At 43.3% G+C, this 14846-nt stretch carries 13 protein-coding genes; all 13 read left to right on the plus strand.

Annotated features, from left to right (window positions below):
• Positions 1-117: 117 nt before the first annotated feature.
• The 13 genes from LYNGBM3L_RS07360 to LYNGBM3L_RS07420 all read left to right on the plus strand — a co-directional run bounded on the left by LYNGBM3L_RS07360 (position 118) and on the right by LYNGBM3L_RS07420 (position 14805).
• Positions 118-807 (plus strand): glycosyltransferase family 4 protein, encoded by a 690-nt coding sequence (locus LYNGBM3L_RS07360; protein ID WP_008180942.1) that lies wholly within the window; start codon positions 118-120, stop codon positions 805-807.
• Positions 808-1078: 271 nt separating this feature from the next.
• Positions 1079-1690, plus strand: coding sequence for a glycosyltransferase family 4 protein (locus LYNGBM3L_RS07365; RefSeq protein WP_008180944.1), 612 nt, complete (start codon positions 1079-1081; stop codon positions 1688-1690).
• An 11-nt stretch (positions 1691-1701) separates the two neighbouring features.
• On the plus strand, positions 1702-3459 hold the full coding sequence (locus LYNGBM3L_RS07370) for a glycerol-3-phosphate dehydrogenase/oxidase (protein WP_008180946.1): 1758 nt from the start codon (positions 1702-1704) through the stop codon (positions 3457-3459).
• Positions 3460-3539: 80 nt separating this feature from the next.
• Positions 3540-4385 (plus strand): hypothetical protein, encoded by an 846-nt coding sequence (locus LYNGBM3L_RS07375; protein WP_008180947.1) that lies wholly within the window; start codon positions 3540-3542, stop codon positions 4383-4385.
• A gap of 33 nt (positions 4386-4418) precedes the next feature.
• On the plus strand, positions 4419-5144 hold the full coding sequence (locus LYNGBM3L_RS07380; RefSeq protein WP_229414352.1) for a class I SAM-dependent methyltransferase: 726 nt from the start codon (positions 4419-4421) through the stop codon (positions 5142-5144).
• A gap of 81 nt (positions 5145-5225) precedes the next feature.
• Complete coding sequence (locus LYNGBM3L_RS07385; RefSeq protein ID WP_008180951.1) at positions 5226-6284, plus strand: NAD-dependent epimerase/dehydratase family protein; 1059 nt, start codon at positions 5226-5228, stop codon at positions 6282-6284.
• Between the two features lie 42 nt (positions 6285-6326).
• Positions 6327-7073 (plus strand): acyltransferase, encoded by a 747-nt coding sequence (locus tag LYNGBM3L_RS07390; RefSeq protein ID WP_229414354.1) that lies wholly within the window; start codon positions 6327-6329, stop codon positions 7071-7073.
• A 109-nt stretch (positions 7074-7182) separates the two neighbouring features.
• Complete coding sequence (locus tag LYNGBM3L_RS07395; RefSeq protein ID WP_008180956.1) at positions 7183-8223, plus strand: sulfotransferase family protein; 1041 nt, start codon at positions 7183-7185, stop codon at positions 8221-8223.
• A gap of 31 nt (positions 8224-8254) precedes the next feature.
• Positions 8255-9769, plus strand: a complete 1515-nt coding sequence (locus tag LYNGBM3L_RS07400; protein ID WP_008180958.1) for a flippase — start codon at positions 8255-8257, stop codon at positions 9767-9769.
• Between the two features lie 156 nt (positions 9770-9925).
• Positions 9926-11242: a rhamnogalacturonan lyase family protein gene (locus tag LYNGBM3L_RS07405; RefSeq protein WP_229414356.1), complete on the plus strand. Its 1317-nt coding sequence runs from the start codon at positions 9926-9928 to the stop codon at positions 11240-11242.
• A gap of 10 nt (positions 11243-11252) precedes the next feature.
• Complete coding sequence (locus tag LYNGBM3L_RS07410; RefSeq protein WP_008180961.1) at positions 11253-12218, plus strand: lysylphosphatidylglycerol synthase transmembrane domain-containing protein; 966 nt, start codon at positions 11253-11255, stop codon at positions 12216-12218.
• Between the two features lie 162 nt (positions 12219-12380).
• Entirely contained in the window at positions 12381-12998 is a 618-nt protein-coding gene (locus LYNGBM3L_RS07415; RefSeq protein ID WP_008180962.1) for a metal-dependent hydrolase, read from the plus strand.
• Positions 12999-13233: 235 nt separating this feature from the next.
• Positions 13234-14805, plus strand: coding sequence for a glycosyltransferase family 39 protein (locus LYNGBM3L_RS07420; RefSeq protein WP_008180963.1), 1572 nt, complete (start codon positions 13234-13236; stop codon positions 14803-14805).
• The last annotated feature ends 41 nt before the right edge of the window (positions 14806-14846 follow it).

The raw sequence follows: 14846 nt of genomic DNA on the forward strand, positions 1-14846 counted from the left end.
GTAAAATTATCTTAAGCTCTACCGGAAACTTACTGAGCAATAGTGGAGTTTAAATCAAGCTGGCTTGGAAATGGGGCGCTCTTGATTAGAGTGCTTTAAATATAGGGGGAGATAAACGTGTATTTAACGAGCAAAACTGATCGGCTTACTGATCGGCTTGAGGTCAAAAGCAGCAGGGATGAATTGACTGTCTGGGAGAATCAACCAGTCTCCTATGATGAACGAAATGTCAGTAGGATGAACATTCTATTACTCGCTCCTCATCCGTTTTATCAGAATCGTGGCACACCCATCGCAGTCAACCTGGTTTTGAAGGTGCTTTCTGAACGGGGAGACCAAGTTGATGTCGTGACTTATCCTGAAGGGCGTGACATCAAGTATGAAAATATCAAGGTATACCGAACCCCTAAGCTACCCTGGGTTCGCAATATACGACCAGGCTTCTCCTGGAAAAAAATCGTCTGTGATTTTTTCATGTTGCTTGCTGTAATTCGCCTAGTGACTAAGAAACGCTACGATTTGGTTCATGCTGGAGAGGAATCAGTCTTTATCGGTTTAGGGCTCAAAATCCTGTGTAAGATTCCCTATATCTATGACATGGATTCATCTCTAGCCCAACAAATGATTGAAAAGTATCCTTTGCTACAGATTTTTTCGTCACTATTCAACTTTTTTGAAGGACTGGCTGTGAAGAATGCCAAAGTTGTGGTTTCAGTTTGCGATGCTTTGGCAGCAGATATTCAAAAGTACAAGCCCAGAAAAACTGTAGTTATTCCAGATATATCGTTGCTTAACTCTAATCTTTAACAAATTAATAAAAAGTCTTTAAAGTTAGACTAAATATTTAAAACCTCCATACTTTATAATTTGAGTTAAATAAATTTATAATTATTGTTAATAATGAACAGAACATATTGTTTTGATGTCCTAAGAATACGTTTTATTTTGTAAGGAAAGATAATTCTAGTAAAAATGTGCAGGTTTGTGTTAAATTTTGCTTAAAGATTCAACAGTTTCAAGATTCAACTTCAAGATTCAACTTCAAGATTCAACTTCAAGATTCAACATTGGTGTAACTATGTATAGTACTATTTATAGTAATCTCAGACGTGAGCTAGGAATCCATAATGTCCTCCTGATGTATGTGGGCAATCTGGAGACTTATCAGGGGATTGACCTACTTCTAGACAGCTTCGCGTTGACCCTTGAGCAGACTGATCAGGCTAACTTAGTCATTATCGGTGGAGAAGCGGACGACATTCGGAAATACACGAATAAGGCTCACTGTCTTGGGATGGAAAAACATGTCCATTTTTTAGGACCGAAACCAGTTGAGCATCTGGCTATCTATTTGGAGCAGGCTGATATTTTAGTCTCTCCGAGAATTTTGGGTAAAAATACCCCGATGAAACTCTACTCCTATCTCGATAGTGGAAAAGTATTGTTAGCAACAGATTTACCAACCCATACCCAGTTGCTAGACAATCAGGTTGCTCTGCTGAGGAGGCCAGATGCCAAAGCTTTCGCGAAGGGAATGCTTGCTCTGATCGCTGATGAAACCCTACGACTGAGGCTGGGCAGTGCTGGCAAGAAATTGATTGAGAAAAGGCATACTTATGCAGCTTTTCGGGAAAAATTAAACAGTCTTTATGATTGGCTACATCACGAGTTAGTAGAGCATATAGCCTAAGCAGACAACTAATGAAAAGGAACCTAGTAGAGTTAGCCAGAAACTCTTACGATCTATTAGTCATCGGTGGTGGGATCTATGGAGCTTGCGTAGCTTGGGAAGCAAGCCTCAGGGGATTGTCAGTTGCCTTGGTGGAAAAAGCTGATTTCGGTGGCGCTACCTCTGCTAACAGCTTGAAGACCATCCACGGGGGATTACGGTATCTCCAGCATGCTGACCTGAAACGGATGCGTGAATCGATTCATGAACGCACCAGTTTAATGCGGATTGCGCCTCACTTAGTTCATCCATTACCAGTGTTGATTCCCACCTACGGCCATGGGATGAAGGGAAAAGAAGTGCTATCTGTGGCACTTACTATCAATGACCTAATCAGTTGCGATCGCAATCGCCAACTCGATCCCCAAAAACACATATCCAATGGTCGGGTCATCTCTAAGCAAGAGTGTCAGCAGCTGCTTCCAGGAATTCCCCACCAGGGGCTAACTGGAGCAGCAGTCTTTTATGATGCTCAGGTCTACAACTCTGAACGGTTGACCCTATCTTTTCTGCGCTCAGCTGAGCAAGCTGGGGCAGTGGTGGCTAACTACGTAGAAGTGACTGGATTTCTGCAAGCTGGAAATCGGGTCACTGGTATTCAGGGGCAAGATGTGTTAAGTGGGAATCAATTCGACATCCGCGCCAAGACTGTGGTCAACACCAGCGGACCATGGACAAATCGGGTATTGAGTTTACTGAAACAACCCCAGCAGCAACCCCAGCAGCAACCCAGAGTTCCCCTTGCCAAAGCCATGAACCTGGTGATTCGCCGTCCCCTCTGCCAAACCTATGCTGTGGGTATTTCCACGCCATACTCCTATCGTGACTCCGATGCCATAGTTAACAAGGGGTCTCGCTTACTATTTATTGCGCCCTGGCGTGGTAAATCCCTGGTAGGTACATCCTATGCTGTTTGGGATCAAGACCCGGATAACTTAAACATTACCCAACAGGATATTCAAGACCTGCTCGATGACATCAACCAAGCATGGCCATCGGTTAAACTCAACCAAGCAGATGTAGCTTTCATCCATGGTGGCTTGCTTCCTAGAACTGGCATTACTGAGACAGGATTGCCACAACTGGCTAAACACTATCAACTCTTCGATCATGCCAAAGAAGAATTGCCAGGATTGATCTCAGTGGTTGGGGTGAAATATACCACTGCCAGAGATGTGGCTGAGAAAGTGGTTGACCAGGTATTTCGGTCATGGGGCCAAAAGCCTCCCAACTCCCTGTCATCAGTTACACCAATTTACGGTGGACACATCGAACAATTTGAAGTGTTTTTGCAGACGGAAATCCTTAAGCAACCCTATGGACTGGGGCAGGAGGTAATGCGCCGCCTCGTGTATAACTACGGTAGTGCCTATCAAGATGTACTGCTATATTTGGAGCGAGTATCAGATCACTCCTGTAAACCTACTGATGATTTGGCTGTACTCAAAGCTGAAGTCTTGCATGGGGTTGTTGAGGAAATGGCTCAAACATTAGGTGATGTGGTGTTCCGGCGGACAGAACTGGGTAGTGCTGGTCATCCCGGAAATGAGGCTCTCAGAATCTGTGCTGAGGTGATGGGTGCGGAATTAGGATGGAGTCGGTCACAAATAGAGCTAGAGTTAGACAAGGTTAATCACATTTTTAATATGGGAGGTGCATTAACTCAGGACAAAAGTATTGGAATTGAAACCCTTAACGGTCCAGTGAGTTTAGCCCAGAAGATCCTTTGAGGTTGTGGTGCAAGATTTTAGCTGAATGCGATTGAAGCAGCAGCAGTTTATGGAAATCAGGGAGATTCTAACAAAAATCCATGGTAGCTACCGCTCAAAAGCATCAATTAATCCTGATTGATGGTCACGTTCACCTTCATGACTGTTTTGATATCGATCAACTGCTGACCTCAGCTTGGGAAAATTTCCAGCGATTTTCTGGTCAGGCAGGTGATAGAGAAAATTTTCAGGCTGTATTATTGTTGACAGAAATAGAGCATCAAAAATGGTATAAAAAGTTAGCTGATTTAGCTCAAAACAATAATCAGTCTAGGGTAAGCCAGGGAAAACCTTGGATGTTCCACCGTACCCAGGAAGATTTATCCTTATATACCTGTAACGCCTTAGGGCAAGGAATGTTCTTAATTGCTGGTCGCCAAATTGTGACAGCGGAAAACCTGGAAGTATTAGCGTTGATCACTGACCAAAACCTTGAAGATGGTTTACCCTTAGACGTAACGATTAAAGAAATCCTTGCCGCTGGGGCAATCCCTATACTGCCCTGGGGAGTTGGTAAATGGATCGGACATCGGGGAAAACTGTTACATAAGCTCTTGGAAGACAAGAATTTTCCCAAGCTTTTTCTAGGAGACAATGGTGGACGTCCTGTATTCTGGTCACGACCAGTTTTGTTCAAACAAGCAGAGAAAAAAGGATGGCGGATATTACCAGGAAGCGATCCACTTCCTTTGGCTTCTGAATCTTGTCGTCCTGGAAGTTTTGGATTTACTATCCAGGGTTCCTTGAGTAATGAAGAACCAGGAAAAGATATCAAGGAAATGCTACTCAATCCCCTGACACCTATTCAGGCCTATGGTTCTCTAGAAAACCCCTGGCGATTTATTCGTAACCAATTAGCAATTCAGTCTAAAAAAAATAGCAATTAAAACTAAACAAATGACTAAAGGAATTTAACAGTGGTGTCTACAGGTGATTTTACCGAAACAGCCGATATCGAAACATCTTCTGAGGATTATGCCTCCCGTTTTGCCGGGGAAATTGGGGCTTGGCTACTGAAAGTCCAGGAAGACGCAACCTTGAAAATGCTAACTCCTTATCCTAAAGCCACCATCCTTGATGTGGGAGGAGGACATGGTCAACTCACAGGGGCTCTGATTCAAAATGGTTATCAACTCACTGTGCTTGGTAGTGCGGATGTCTGTAAGGGGAGGATTCAGAATTTTCTTGATGCTAATCTTTGTTCCTTCAAGGTGGGCAATGTTTTGGATCTCCCTTACCCAGACGGAGCGTTTGATGTTGTGATCAGCTATCGATTCTTGGCTCATGTGACTCAATGGCAGTCTTTTTTAACAGAACTAAATCGAGTAGCAAAGCAAGCAGTAATCCTAGACTATCCTACAGTCAGGAGCGTAAATGCTATTGCCCCCTATCTATTTAAGTTCAAGAAAGGATTGGAAGGAAATACACGAGAGTTTATCTGTTATAAAGAACATGAGCTTCTAGAATTTTTTCAATCTATTGGTCTGAGCAAAGCTGAGCGCTATCCCCAATTCTTTGTGCCTATGGTACTCCATCGCACTTTAAAATCTCCTAGCTTCTCTTCATTTATGGAGAAGTTAGCTCGACTCTCAGGCTTGACTAATTTGTTTGGTTCACCCGTAATTTTAAAGCTTACCAAGACTTAAGCCAGATGCCGATTAAAATTAATTGTATAAACTTGCTTGGTTAAATTCCAATATTTTTTAGGTTAGCTAAGACAGTAGAATATGGAAGATACTCAATTCAAACTCCCAACTGGCAGTCGCGTCTTAGTGACTGGAGCTACAGGGTTTACAGGTTCAGTTCTTGTACGTAAATTAGTCGCACAAGGTTTAGATATCGTCGCTATTGCACGTCCTAGTTCTAAAATTGAGCCTTTTAAAGACATTAAAATTGAATGGATTAGAGGGGATGTTTTTGATGAAGAGTTAATCAAGAAAGCCATCAAAGGAGTTAACTATATCTTTCATATTGTAACTCCTTTTCGAGAAGCAAAATCTGCTGACAATGTCTACTACAATGTCCACGTTGTAAGCACACAATTGCTAGCAAAGTACGCTTTAGAAGAGCCAGAATTTCAGCGTTTTGTTCACGTTTCAACAATTGGTGTTCATGGTCATGTCGAAAATCCTCCTGGTGATGAAAATTGTCCAATGCATCCTGGAGATATATATCAAGAAACCAAACTAGAAGGAGAACTGTGGATCAGAGATTTTGCTAAAAAGGAAGGCTTACCAGTCACTGTGGTACGACCATCAGGAATCTACGGTCCTGGGGAGAAACGGTTTTTGAAAATTTTCAAAATGGTTGGCCGTAAGTGGATACCAATAATTGGCAATGGAAGTAACTTACTGCACTTAATTCATGTTGATGATTTGACCAATTTTTTTATACTATCAGCCACCCATCCTCAAGCAGTGGGAGAAGTTTTTATTTGTGGCAGTAAGGAGGCGATAACCTTTCAAAAAATGGTCTCTATTATTAGTGAATACTATGGAATTTCCTTTAAATTCATTAGTTTGCCAGCTGCGCCACTGTTTGCCTTAGGTGATTTTTTGGAATTCATCTGTCGTCCCCTGGGCATAGAACCACCTATTTATCGAAGACGGCTAGCGTTTTATACAAAAGACCGCTCATTTAACACAGCAAAGATGATAAATTTACTGGGGTTTGTGCCTGTCCATTCCGATGAAGAAGGGTTAAAGGAATTAGCCCAATGGTATCTTGACCAAGGATGGATATCTATTAAAAATCCTAAATTAGTTTCCGAACAAAAGTTAACCTAGTTGAGAATAGCATTGATTATGATAGCCAATAAAGAAAAAAAATTGATATCCAAAGTTTCTTTAACAGAGCAACTCAATAAAAAAGATTCTTCTTTATTGAAGAGTTATCAAGCAAAGGTTATAGGAAATAATAAGTTATTATCTTTAGTTCAATATGAATTAGCTACTTTTTTATTTGGTAATCTGGCTGGTGGAGCTGGATATCTATTGAGAAAAAATTTTTTTTCTCCCCTTTTCAAGGCTGTAGGTTCTGGAGTTATTTTGGGGAAGGGAATTGTTTTACGTCATCCTGGAAATATTACTCTTGAAAACCGCATCGCTATCGACGATTATGCTCTCCTGGATGCTAGCGGTGCTGGAGAGGATGGAATAACTATAAAAGACGATGTTATTGTTTCCAGGAATTGTGTGATTCAGGGAAAAACTGGTCCTGTAGTTATTGGTAAAAAAACTGATATTGGATGTAATGCTATTATCTCCTCAGGTGCTGGCATTTTTATTGGCAGTTCTGTCTTAATTGCTGGTAACTGTTACATTGGGGGTGGTCGGTATCTATCAGATCGTTTGGATATTCCCATGATGGAACAGGGAGTTTATTCTAAAGGACCAGTGGTGATTGGTGATGATGTTTGGTTGGGTGCCGGAGCAATTGTTCTCGATGGAGTTCGGATTGGCAAAGGGTGTATTGTTGGTGCAGGTGCTGTAGTTACCAAAAACCTTCCTGATTATGCTGTTGCGATTGGGGTTCCAGCTAGGGTAATTCGAATGCGTCAGCAAATCCAAGTCTAAACGTCAATATTTGTACCATATCTTGGTCTTGTATATAATTCCTTTATTTTAGCAGGTTTAATAAGCTTCCTCGATAAAAATTATGAGTAATTTAAGAGAAGTTAAGTAGATGAATCAAACCAAAAATTTGAGTCTAGCACCGACTTCCCAATCTAAATCAGACCTAGGTATTTCAGAGTCCCCAATCTTCATCTTTGGATGTCCTCGTTCTGGAACTTCCCTTCTGAGTCGGATTATTGGCTGCCATCCACGAATTGCTATACCATTCGAGTCTCACCTCTATAATACGTTTTATCCCTGGCTGAAGTACTACGGTAACCTACAGCTGATTCAAAACCGTGAGCGTCTGGTAGACGATATCCTGACAACCGAGGTCATGAGAGACTGGTCTCCCCCTCCCAATCGTGAGCACACCCTTGAAGCTATCTATAGATTTGACTTTCACGGCATAGTTGATGGCATCATGGGTGCCTGGACTAATGCCCAAGGTAAACAACGCTGGGGAGAAAAGACGCCTGCCCATATTTTCTACTGGCGCGAAATTTTCAATGCTTTTCCCAATTTGCAAGTGCTTCATATAGTGCGAGATGGCCGCGATGTGGCTCTATCCTGGAAGGGTTCTCGCTTTGGTCCAAAGCACATCTACCCACTTGCTCAAAAATGGCGAGAGTATCTTGAAACTGTGGAAGAGTTGAGAACGGCTCTCAATGATGACTCTTTTTTAGAAGTCCGATACGAAGAATTATTGTTGGAACCTGAAGGTATAGTTCGAAAGATTTGCACCTTTCTTAAGGAGGAATTTGCCCCTGAAATGTTGGAATTCCATAAGGTTGGTGCATCCTATCCAACTGACCAGAAAAACCAGAAAAATCTTTCTAGACCTCCTCTGACCAGTAACGCTGGCAAATGGCGCAGTGAAATGACAGAGCGTGAACTTCGTATCTTTGAAGCTGTAGCAGGAGGAACACTTGAGCGCTATGGGTACGAGAGGCAGTGGCATCAACCTCAAATTTCGGGTCTAGAGGTGATGCAATTTCGGTTCCTTGAACATCCACCACGGAAAATACTGGCAATGCTTAAAAACACTAAAGGTCATATCGACGGCATCCGGAGACTCAAGATCTATTGTCGCCTCAGATTGGGAATTTAGCAACTGATAGAAACAGTGGAGGAGATATCTAGTGGCACCAATTAATGCCACCTTCAACAAATTTGTCAAAGGAGCTGGTTTATCCTTCCTTGGTCAAGTCATAAGTACTGCTTTCAAGTATGTAACTCAAGTAGTGCTTGCTTGGCTTCTGGGTGCAGAAGTCTTCGGACTTTACACCTTGGCAATGATCATCTACCAACTCGGAGAACTATTTTCTAGGATGGGGCTTGAAACTGGAGCTATACGCTATGTCTCAATCCATCATGGTACAGATGATAATGGTCGGCTCAAAGGAGTTTTACTACAGGGGATTGGACTACCTTTCCTCAGCGGTATAGTATTTGGAATCGGTCTATTTTTGGGATCTGACCTTATTGCCCAGGGGATTTTTGGTCAACCAGACCTTGCTCTTGCACTGCGGGTGTTCGCGATCGCTCTCCCTTTCGGGGCTAGTATGACAGTAGGAGCATTTGCTACTACAGGATTTCAGATAACAGCATACAAAGTTTATGTTTGGGAGCTTCTGCTACCATTAATTAACTTAATATTAGCTGTAGTACTATGTAAAGTTGGCTGGGGACTGTGGGGGGCAGCGATTGCTTGGCTACTTGCTGTAATCGTGTCTTTAGCTTTCACCGTCCATTTTATTCGAGGTATCTTTCCTGCCCTATTGAGCAGAAATATCACCCCTGTCTTCGAAACCAGGCAACTACTTGCCTTTTCCCTCCCTTTATCTTTCGGAAGTTTTTTGTGGCTGGTGATGCTCTGGACAGACTCTTTAATGCTGGGATATTTTCGACCTGTAGCAGAGGTGGGGATTTACCGGGCCGCTTCCCAGACAGCACTGTTGATGACTCTGTTCACTCGCTCGTTGGTAACAATCTTCACACCGATGATTGCTAACCTTTATAGTAACGGAGAGCTTGAAGAATTAGACAAACTCTTTAGAACTGCTGCCCGCTGGAGCTTCTCCTTGACTGTACCTCTGTTCTTAATTGTGGTAGTAGCTGGTAAAGATATCCTACGTGTTTTCGGTTCAGAATTTGAAATCGGATCGTTACCTCTAACAATTCTAGCAGCAGGGCAATTAGCAAGAGCTGGTCCGGGAGGATTAGCCATGCACGTACTAGCAATGTCAGGGCATCAATATCTCAAGCTCTTTGGGGACGTGGTGTTAGCGATCACCAACATCGGATTAAATATGCTCATGATTCCACGATGGGGACTGATGGGAGCGGCAGTGGCAACAGGAATCAGTATTTTAGCAGTAAATCTGCTGCGTATCTTGCAAGTCTACCTAGTTTTGCATATTCATGGGTTCAACTGGAGCTACTTAAAAACCATAGGGGCAGGAACTCTCGCTGTTTTGATCGGTCTCGGTGTACACTCTTGGGTTTCATTTATGCCTTACCTTCTGGTATTGGTTATTACTGCTGGAGTTGTGTTTCTAGTTTATGTACTGCTGTTATGGGCAATGGGCATAGAGAAAGCGGATCTGATCATCTTGAGAAAGATGCAACAGCGCTTAGGGCTATTGAAGAATTGATAATCTCTATTGATACTATCTATAGAAATGCAGAACTATTTGTACCGATTACGCCAGAGGCGAGTTCAATTAAAAATATGTTTATTATTGATTTTTTATAGTTGTTTAAGCTGGGGATGTGTGGAGCAATCCAAGGCAAAAAGAGGTATTGCTAAAGTGTCGAATTTGCCTTATTCCACGATTAAACCTCAAGTTATTGAACTTAAGCCTGCTGCCAGCGATCGCCGTCTCGGTGGACTGATTGCAGCAGACATCAATGATGATGGTCAGAAAGATTTGATCATTACTAAGCCAGGTTATATAGCAGCTTACAGTCATTCTGGTAAAGCACTCTGGAGCAAGTCAATCAATATCCAGGTAACTGGGAAGTCAGAGAGCCAAGGATTGCCAGGAAACCAGGCCCCCGGTGTCCAAGCAGCTGATGTAGATGGAGATCAAAAGACAGAAGTTCTGTTTTTAACCAAGGACAATACCCTCCATATTGTTGAGGGGTTCAATGGAGAGACTCAGAAAACTATAAAACTCCCATCTCCAGAAGGTACAGAGGGTTGGGAGCACTTAGTAGTAGCCAATTTCCGGGGCAAAGGCGATCGCGATTTACTACTTCAGGCCACTAATGCTGAAGGATACCGTATGGGTCGTTATCTAGCAGCCTATCCCCTAGACAACCTACTCAAAGGTGAAAACCTTCAACCATTGTGGAGCCGAGATGATTTCCTTGCCAATGCTCACAATGGGGCACGGGTGGCAGATCTCGACGGAGATGGCAAAGATGAGGTTTTGGGTGGGACAATCATCTCACCCGACGGAGAGATGTTGTTGAAAATTCCCATAAAAGGTCATATTGACTCCCTGTTTGTGGCTGATGTGCGTCCAGACATTCCAGGATTAGAGGTAGTCGCTCTGGAAGAGGGGGGTGGCAATCGGGTTTTCCTTTATAACCGCGATCGCGTAATTTGGAAAACCCACTACAAGCATCAAGAACCACAAAATGCTGCCATTGGTGATTTTGACCCCCAACGACCGGGATTAGAAGTGTGGTGCCGCAGCCGTTACCAGAAGCACCAGAAACCCTTTGTCTTTGATGCCCAAGGTCAACTGATTGCTAACTATCAAATGGATGATGTTGCTCCCAAGGGATGGACAGACAAAGGTGTAGAGGTGATCGTCCCGATTGATTGGACAGGAGAGTCGAGGCAATTAGTGGCTGTCAAAGAGCGCCATAAACCAGGAGACGTGGGGATTTTCGATGCCCTGAGTGGGCAATTTCTCCATCGGTTCAAAGAACAGGCGGCGAGACTTTACGTTGCTGATGTATCTGGGGATTGGCGGGAAGAGGTGATGGTTCTCAATGGGAATCAGCTGGACATCTACAGCAACCCCGAACCCAATCCCAATCTTGATCGCCCACGGCTATGGACTCAAAACCACTACCGCCGCAGTAAGATGACTTGGAACTACTACAGTCCATAAACTAAAAACCATGGAAAAAAGGTTAGCTGCTAGGAAAAAATTGATTCTTACGATCATTAAATGCGGCGTTTCCATAGCGCTACTGTCTTGGGTGTTGCGCAAGACCAATCTGCCTGACATTTTCCTAGCTGTGAGTTCTGCCAACATTCCTCTGTTAATGGCAGCGTTTGTGGTCTACTTAGCCAGTTACTACATCAGAGCTCATCGGTGGCGGGTACTACTTTTGGCTCAGAATGTGAAAGCTACCATCCCTTACTTGTATAAGTCCTACATGGTCAGCATTTTCTTCAGTAATTTTTTGCCCTCCACCATTGGTGGGGATGCTGTTAGGGCTTATGATGCCTGGCGGTTGGGAACGAGCAAATCAGTCGCACTAGCCACTGTGTTTTTGGATCGTTTCCTCGGTTTACTGGGTTTGATGCTGTTTGGCCTCGGGGCGCTGTTTTTTTCTCAGACATTGATTGCCCAGTTACCATTACTTAATCTGTGGGTGATGCTAGGTACGGCAGCAATTATGCTTGTAGTCTCGATGATTTTCATACCCTCTCAGAAGATTTCAAGGGTTATTAGCAAGATCAAACTACCCTTTTGGCACCCCATAAAAAACAAGGTATTGAATATTATTAAAGCTTTCCTAGCCTTTGGGAACCGCAAACATGCCTTGGCTATGTCTATGGGGTTGTCACTGATGGTGCAAATCAGTGTCATCGCTCATTATTACCTAATTGCAAAGGCCCTGGATTTACCGGTTCCCCTTCTTAGTTTCTTTCTGATCATTCCCCTAGTCTCCTTGATCATGGTGTTGCCTGTATCGATCAACGCCATTGGTCTCCGTGAGAATGCATTTGTATTCTTTTTTGCGGCTTACGGCTACAATATTGCCAGATCCGAAGCCATTGCCTTTGCTTGGCTGGCTTACGGAATCGTGATCATTCAGGGGCTGCTGGGGGGAATTGTATACGCTTTGCGCAAGTAAAGGTGATTAACTCAGATCAGGTGATCGGCTGATCAGGTAAGGTCATGATCAGGTAATCGGATGATCAGGTAATCAGGTGTAATGGTGATCAATAAACAATAGTCAGAGCAATTATAAATTACCAATTACCAATTACCAAATATAAATTACCAATTACCAAATATGAATTACCAATTACCAAATATAAATTACCAATTACCAATTAATCACATGCCATCACCAGTAGGACACACATTTGCCGGTATTTGTGGATTTGTTCTGGCACGCCCTTATGTAGCTTGGCATCAGCAAACTCGGCTGTTGTATGGTTCAGTATTGCTCACGAATTTGCCAGACATAGACATTCTGCCTGGATTGCTGCTGCTGGGAAATCCAGGAGCTTTTCACCGTCAGGCTACCCACAGCTTGATAGTAGCCGCCATAATTGGCATCTTCGTTGCTTGGCTAGTGGGGCGTTGGAAGTTAAATCGGCTCCGATGGGGAATTTGGGCAGCTCTAGTTTATGGAAGCCACCTCCTGTTGGATATGCTAGTAGCTGACCCAACAGCACCTTTCGGAGTCCAGGCACTCTGGCCTTTTTCCCTAGAGTATTTTATTTCACCTATTACCATCTTTGCCCGATTTGATTATTTTAATCCAGAATTGGGTATGGTATGCACCATCTTGAGTATTCCTAACTTCTTGGGAATACTGTGGGAAATCGTAGTACTTACACCCTTGGTAGGACTGGCATGGTATGGGTTTGGGAAAACTGACGGCAGAAAACCATTGGCAAGATAGAGGCCAAGGGTGATGGGGTGATCAGGTGATCAGGTGATGGAGACAATAATAGATCTTTTGCATAAATGTCTAAAACAAGGCTGATAAGTAATATGGCCGTGTGTCCCAATTTACTTTGGTAAGAGGTTAATCGTTCTTTGTTGATGGCGATCAACCATCTTTCCTGAGCCATGATGAACCCTGGTCTGATCATGGTGGTTCTTAATACTGATTCTAGATAAGGTTGGTCAGGTGCATGAAAGCAGAAAAACTTAATTCAACAGAAACCTCAATCCAAGCAGATTGGCTTTGGCAATGGATTCCCATCGCCTTAATTTTGCTATTGGCGGCTGGGTTGTATTTCTATCAACTCGGCACAGAGAGCCTGTGGGTGGATGAACTCTACAGTGTTAATGATGCCAAACGCTTACCAGGCCATCTGGGTCTAATCCGCCCAGTGTATTTCATCCTGCTGTGGCTGTGGATGCAGTTTGGCACCAGCGATGCTTGGTTGCGGGGGTTGTCTGTCTTGTTTGGATTGGGCAGTGTATTTCTAACTTACCAGCTTGGTCGTCGTGTAGGGGGAAAGCCAACGGGCTTGATTGCTGCCCTCCTCTTGGCTCTATCGCCCCTGTTCATCAATTTTGCCCAAATGGTTCGTATGTACACCCTAGGCACTTGTCTCGGTCTAGGTGGTACCCTAGCGCTAGTGCATGCTCTTGAGAATCCTACTACCACCTCAATGGCTTGGTGGGCTAGCCTACGACTGTTGGTAACCCTAACTGCACCACTAAATGCCACCCTGCTCTTCGCGGACATCTGGTTAGTATGGTTTCGGTTTCGCAAGCAACGCGCTACATTATTAGCTTTCGGCAAATGGCTGTTACTGGTAATCCTGTTGTGGTTACCATCTTTGTTATCTCTATTGTCTGGAACCCTGCCCTTCCTAAGCAAGGCTCTTAATCTCATCGCCAAAATTGATCCATCGGCTACTCGACACTCATTTCCCAGTTTTGTGGATGTTTTACGTAAGTTAAAGAATTTTACTGCCTTTCCGTTTCCTTCCACATCGAAGCTGAGTAGCTTGTTTTATCAATCCTACAGTCTACTATTAGCTGGCTTGATCGGTATTGCCATAATCCACAAAAACCACAAACCACGCCTGTGTTGGATTGCTGCTTGGGCATTTATACCGTCAGTGATGATTTTTTTAGTTTCTAAACGATTATGGATAGACCGCTACATACTGTTTTTATCCCCATACATTTTGATTATTCTGACCGCTGGCTTGATGGGATTGTGGCGTTGGAAACGGAGTTTGGCGATCGCAGTAGCAATTATCTATACTATTACCGTTAGCACTGGACTAGTACGCTATTACACCGTGCAGGATCGCCAAGATTGGCGCAGTGTAGCACAAACAATTAGCATTAATGAAAAACCTGGTGATACCATCTTTTTATCCATAGGTTCGCAAAAAATGACCTCAGCGCTGGATCATTACTATAGTGGAGATGCTCCGATCTATTCCCGAAGTAAACTTTGTCCTTCTGATCGAGTCAAAAAGCCAGTCGTAGAGCAAGCACTAAATAACTTGCCACCTATTCCCTCGCGGCTGTGGCTACTGTGCGGCACAGGTTTTGACGAACAAAAGTTTCGCACTGTTTTCAAAGAACATTTTAATCTGGAAAGACACGAAGAATTTACTAACGAGAACTTTTATAGACAGAATGATTTAATGCATCTATTTCTGATCATACCAAATTCTGCCAATTCTACTGATTCTCGCAATTCTACTGATATAAAAAACAAATCAACATCGGTCTAAGCTCTAGGGCTTTGATTATTGAGTTAGTCGGTCTAAGCTCT

This window comes from Moorena producens 3L (assembly GCF_000211815.1).
Lineage (GTDB): Bacteria > Cyanobacteriota > Cyanobacteriia > Cyanobacteriales > Coleofasciculaceae > Moorena > Moorena producens.

What these genes read in the sequence shown, in the direction of transcription:
- LYNGBM3L_RS07370 (WP_008180946.1), top strand. Translation starts at nt 1,702, where the DNA reads ATGAAAAGGAACCTAGTAGAGTTAGCCAGAAACTCTTACGATCTATTA.
- LYNGBM3L_RS07420 (WP_008180963.1), top strand. Translation starts at nt 13,234, where the DNA reads ATGAAAGCAGAAAAACTTAATTCAACAGAAACCTCAATCCAAGCAGAT.
- LYNGBM3L_RS07415 (WP_008180962.1), top strand. Translation starts at nt 12,381, where the DNA reads ATGAATTACCAATTACCAAATATAAATTACCAATTACCAATTAATCAC.
- LYNGBM3L_RS07375 (WP_008180947.1), top strand. Translation starts at nt 3,540, where the DNA reads ATGGTAGCTACCGCTCAAAAGCATCAATTAATCCTGATTGATGGTCAC.
- LYNGBM3L_RS07365 (WP_008180944.1), top strand. Translation starts at nt 1,079, where the DNA reads ATGTATAGTACTATTTATAGTAATCTCAGACGTGAGCTAGGAATCCAT.
- LYNGBM3L_RS07395 (WP_008180956.1), top strand. Translation starts at nt 7,183, where the DNA reads ATGAATCAAACCAAAAATTTGAGTCTAGCACCGACTTCCCAATCTAAA.
- LYNGBM3L_RS07410 (WP_008180961.1), top strand. Translation starts at nt 11,253, where the DNA reads ATGGAAAAAAGGTTAGCTGCTAGGAAAAAATTGATTCTTACGATCATT.
- LYNGBM3L_RS07385 (WP_008180951.1), top strand. Translation starts at nt 5,226, where the DNA reads ATGGAAGATACTCAATTCAAACTCCCAACTGGCAGTCGCGTCTTAGTG.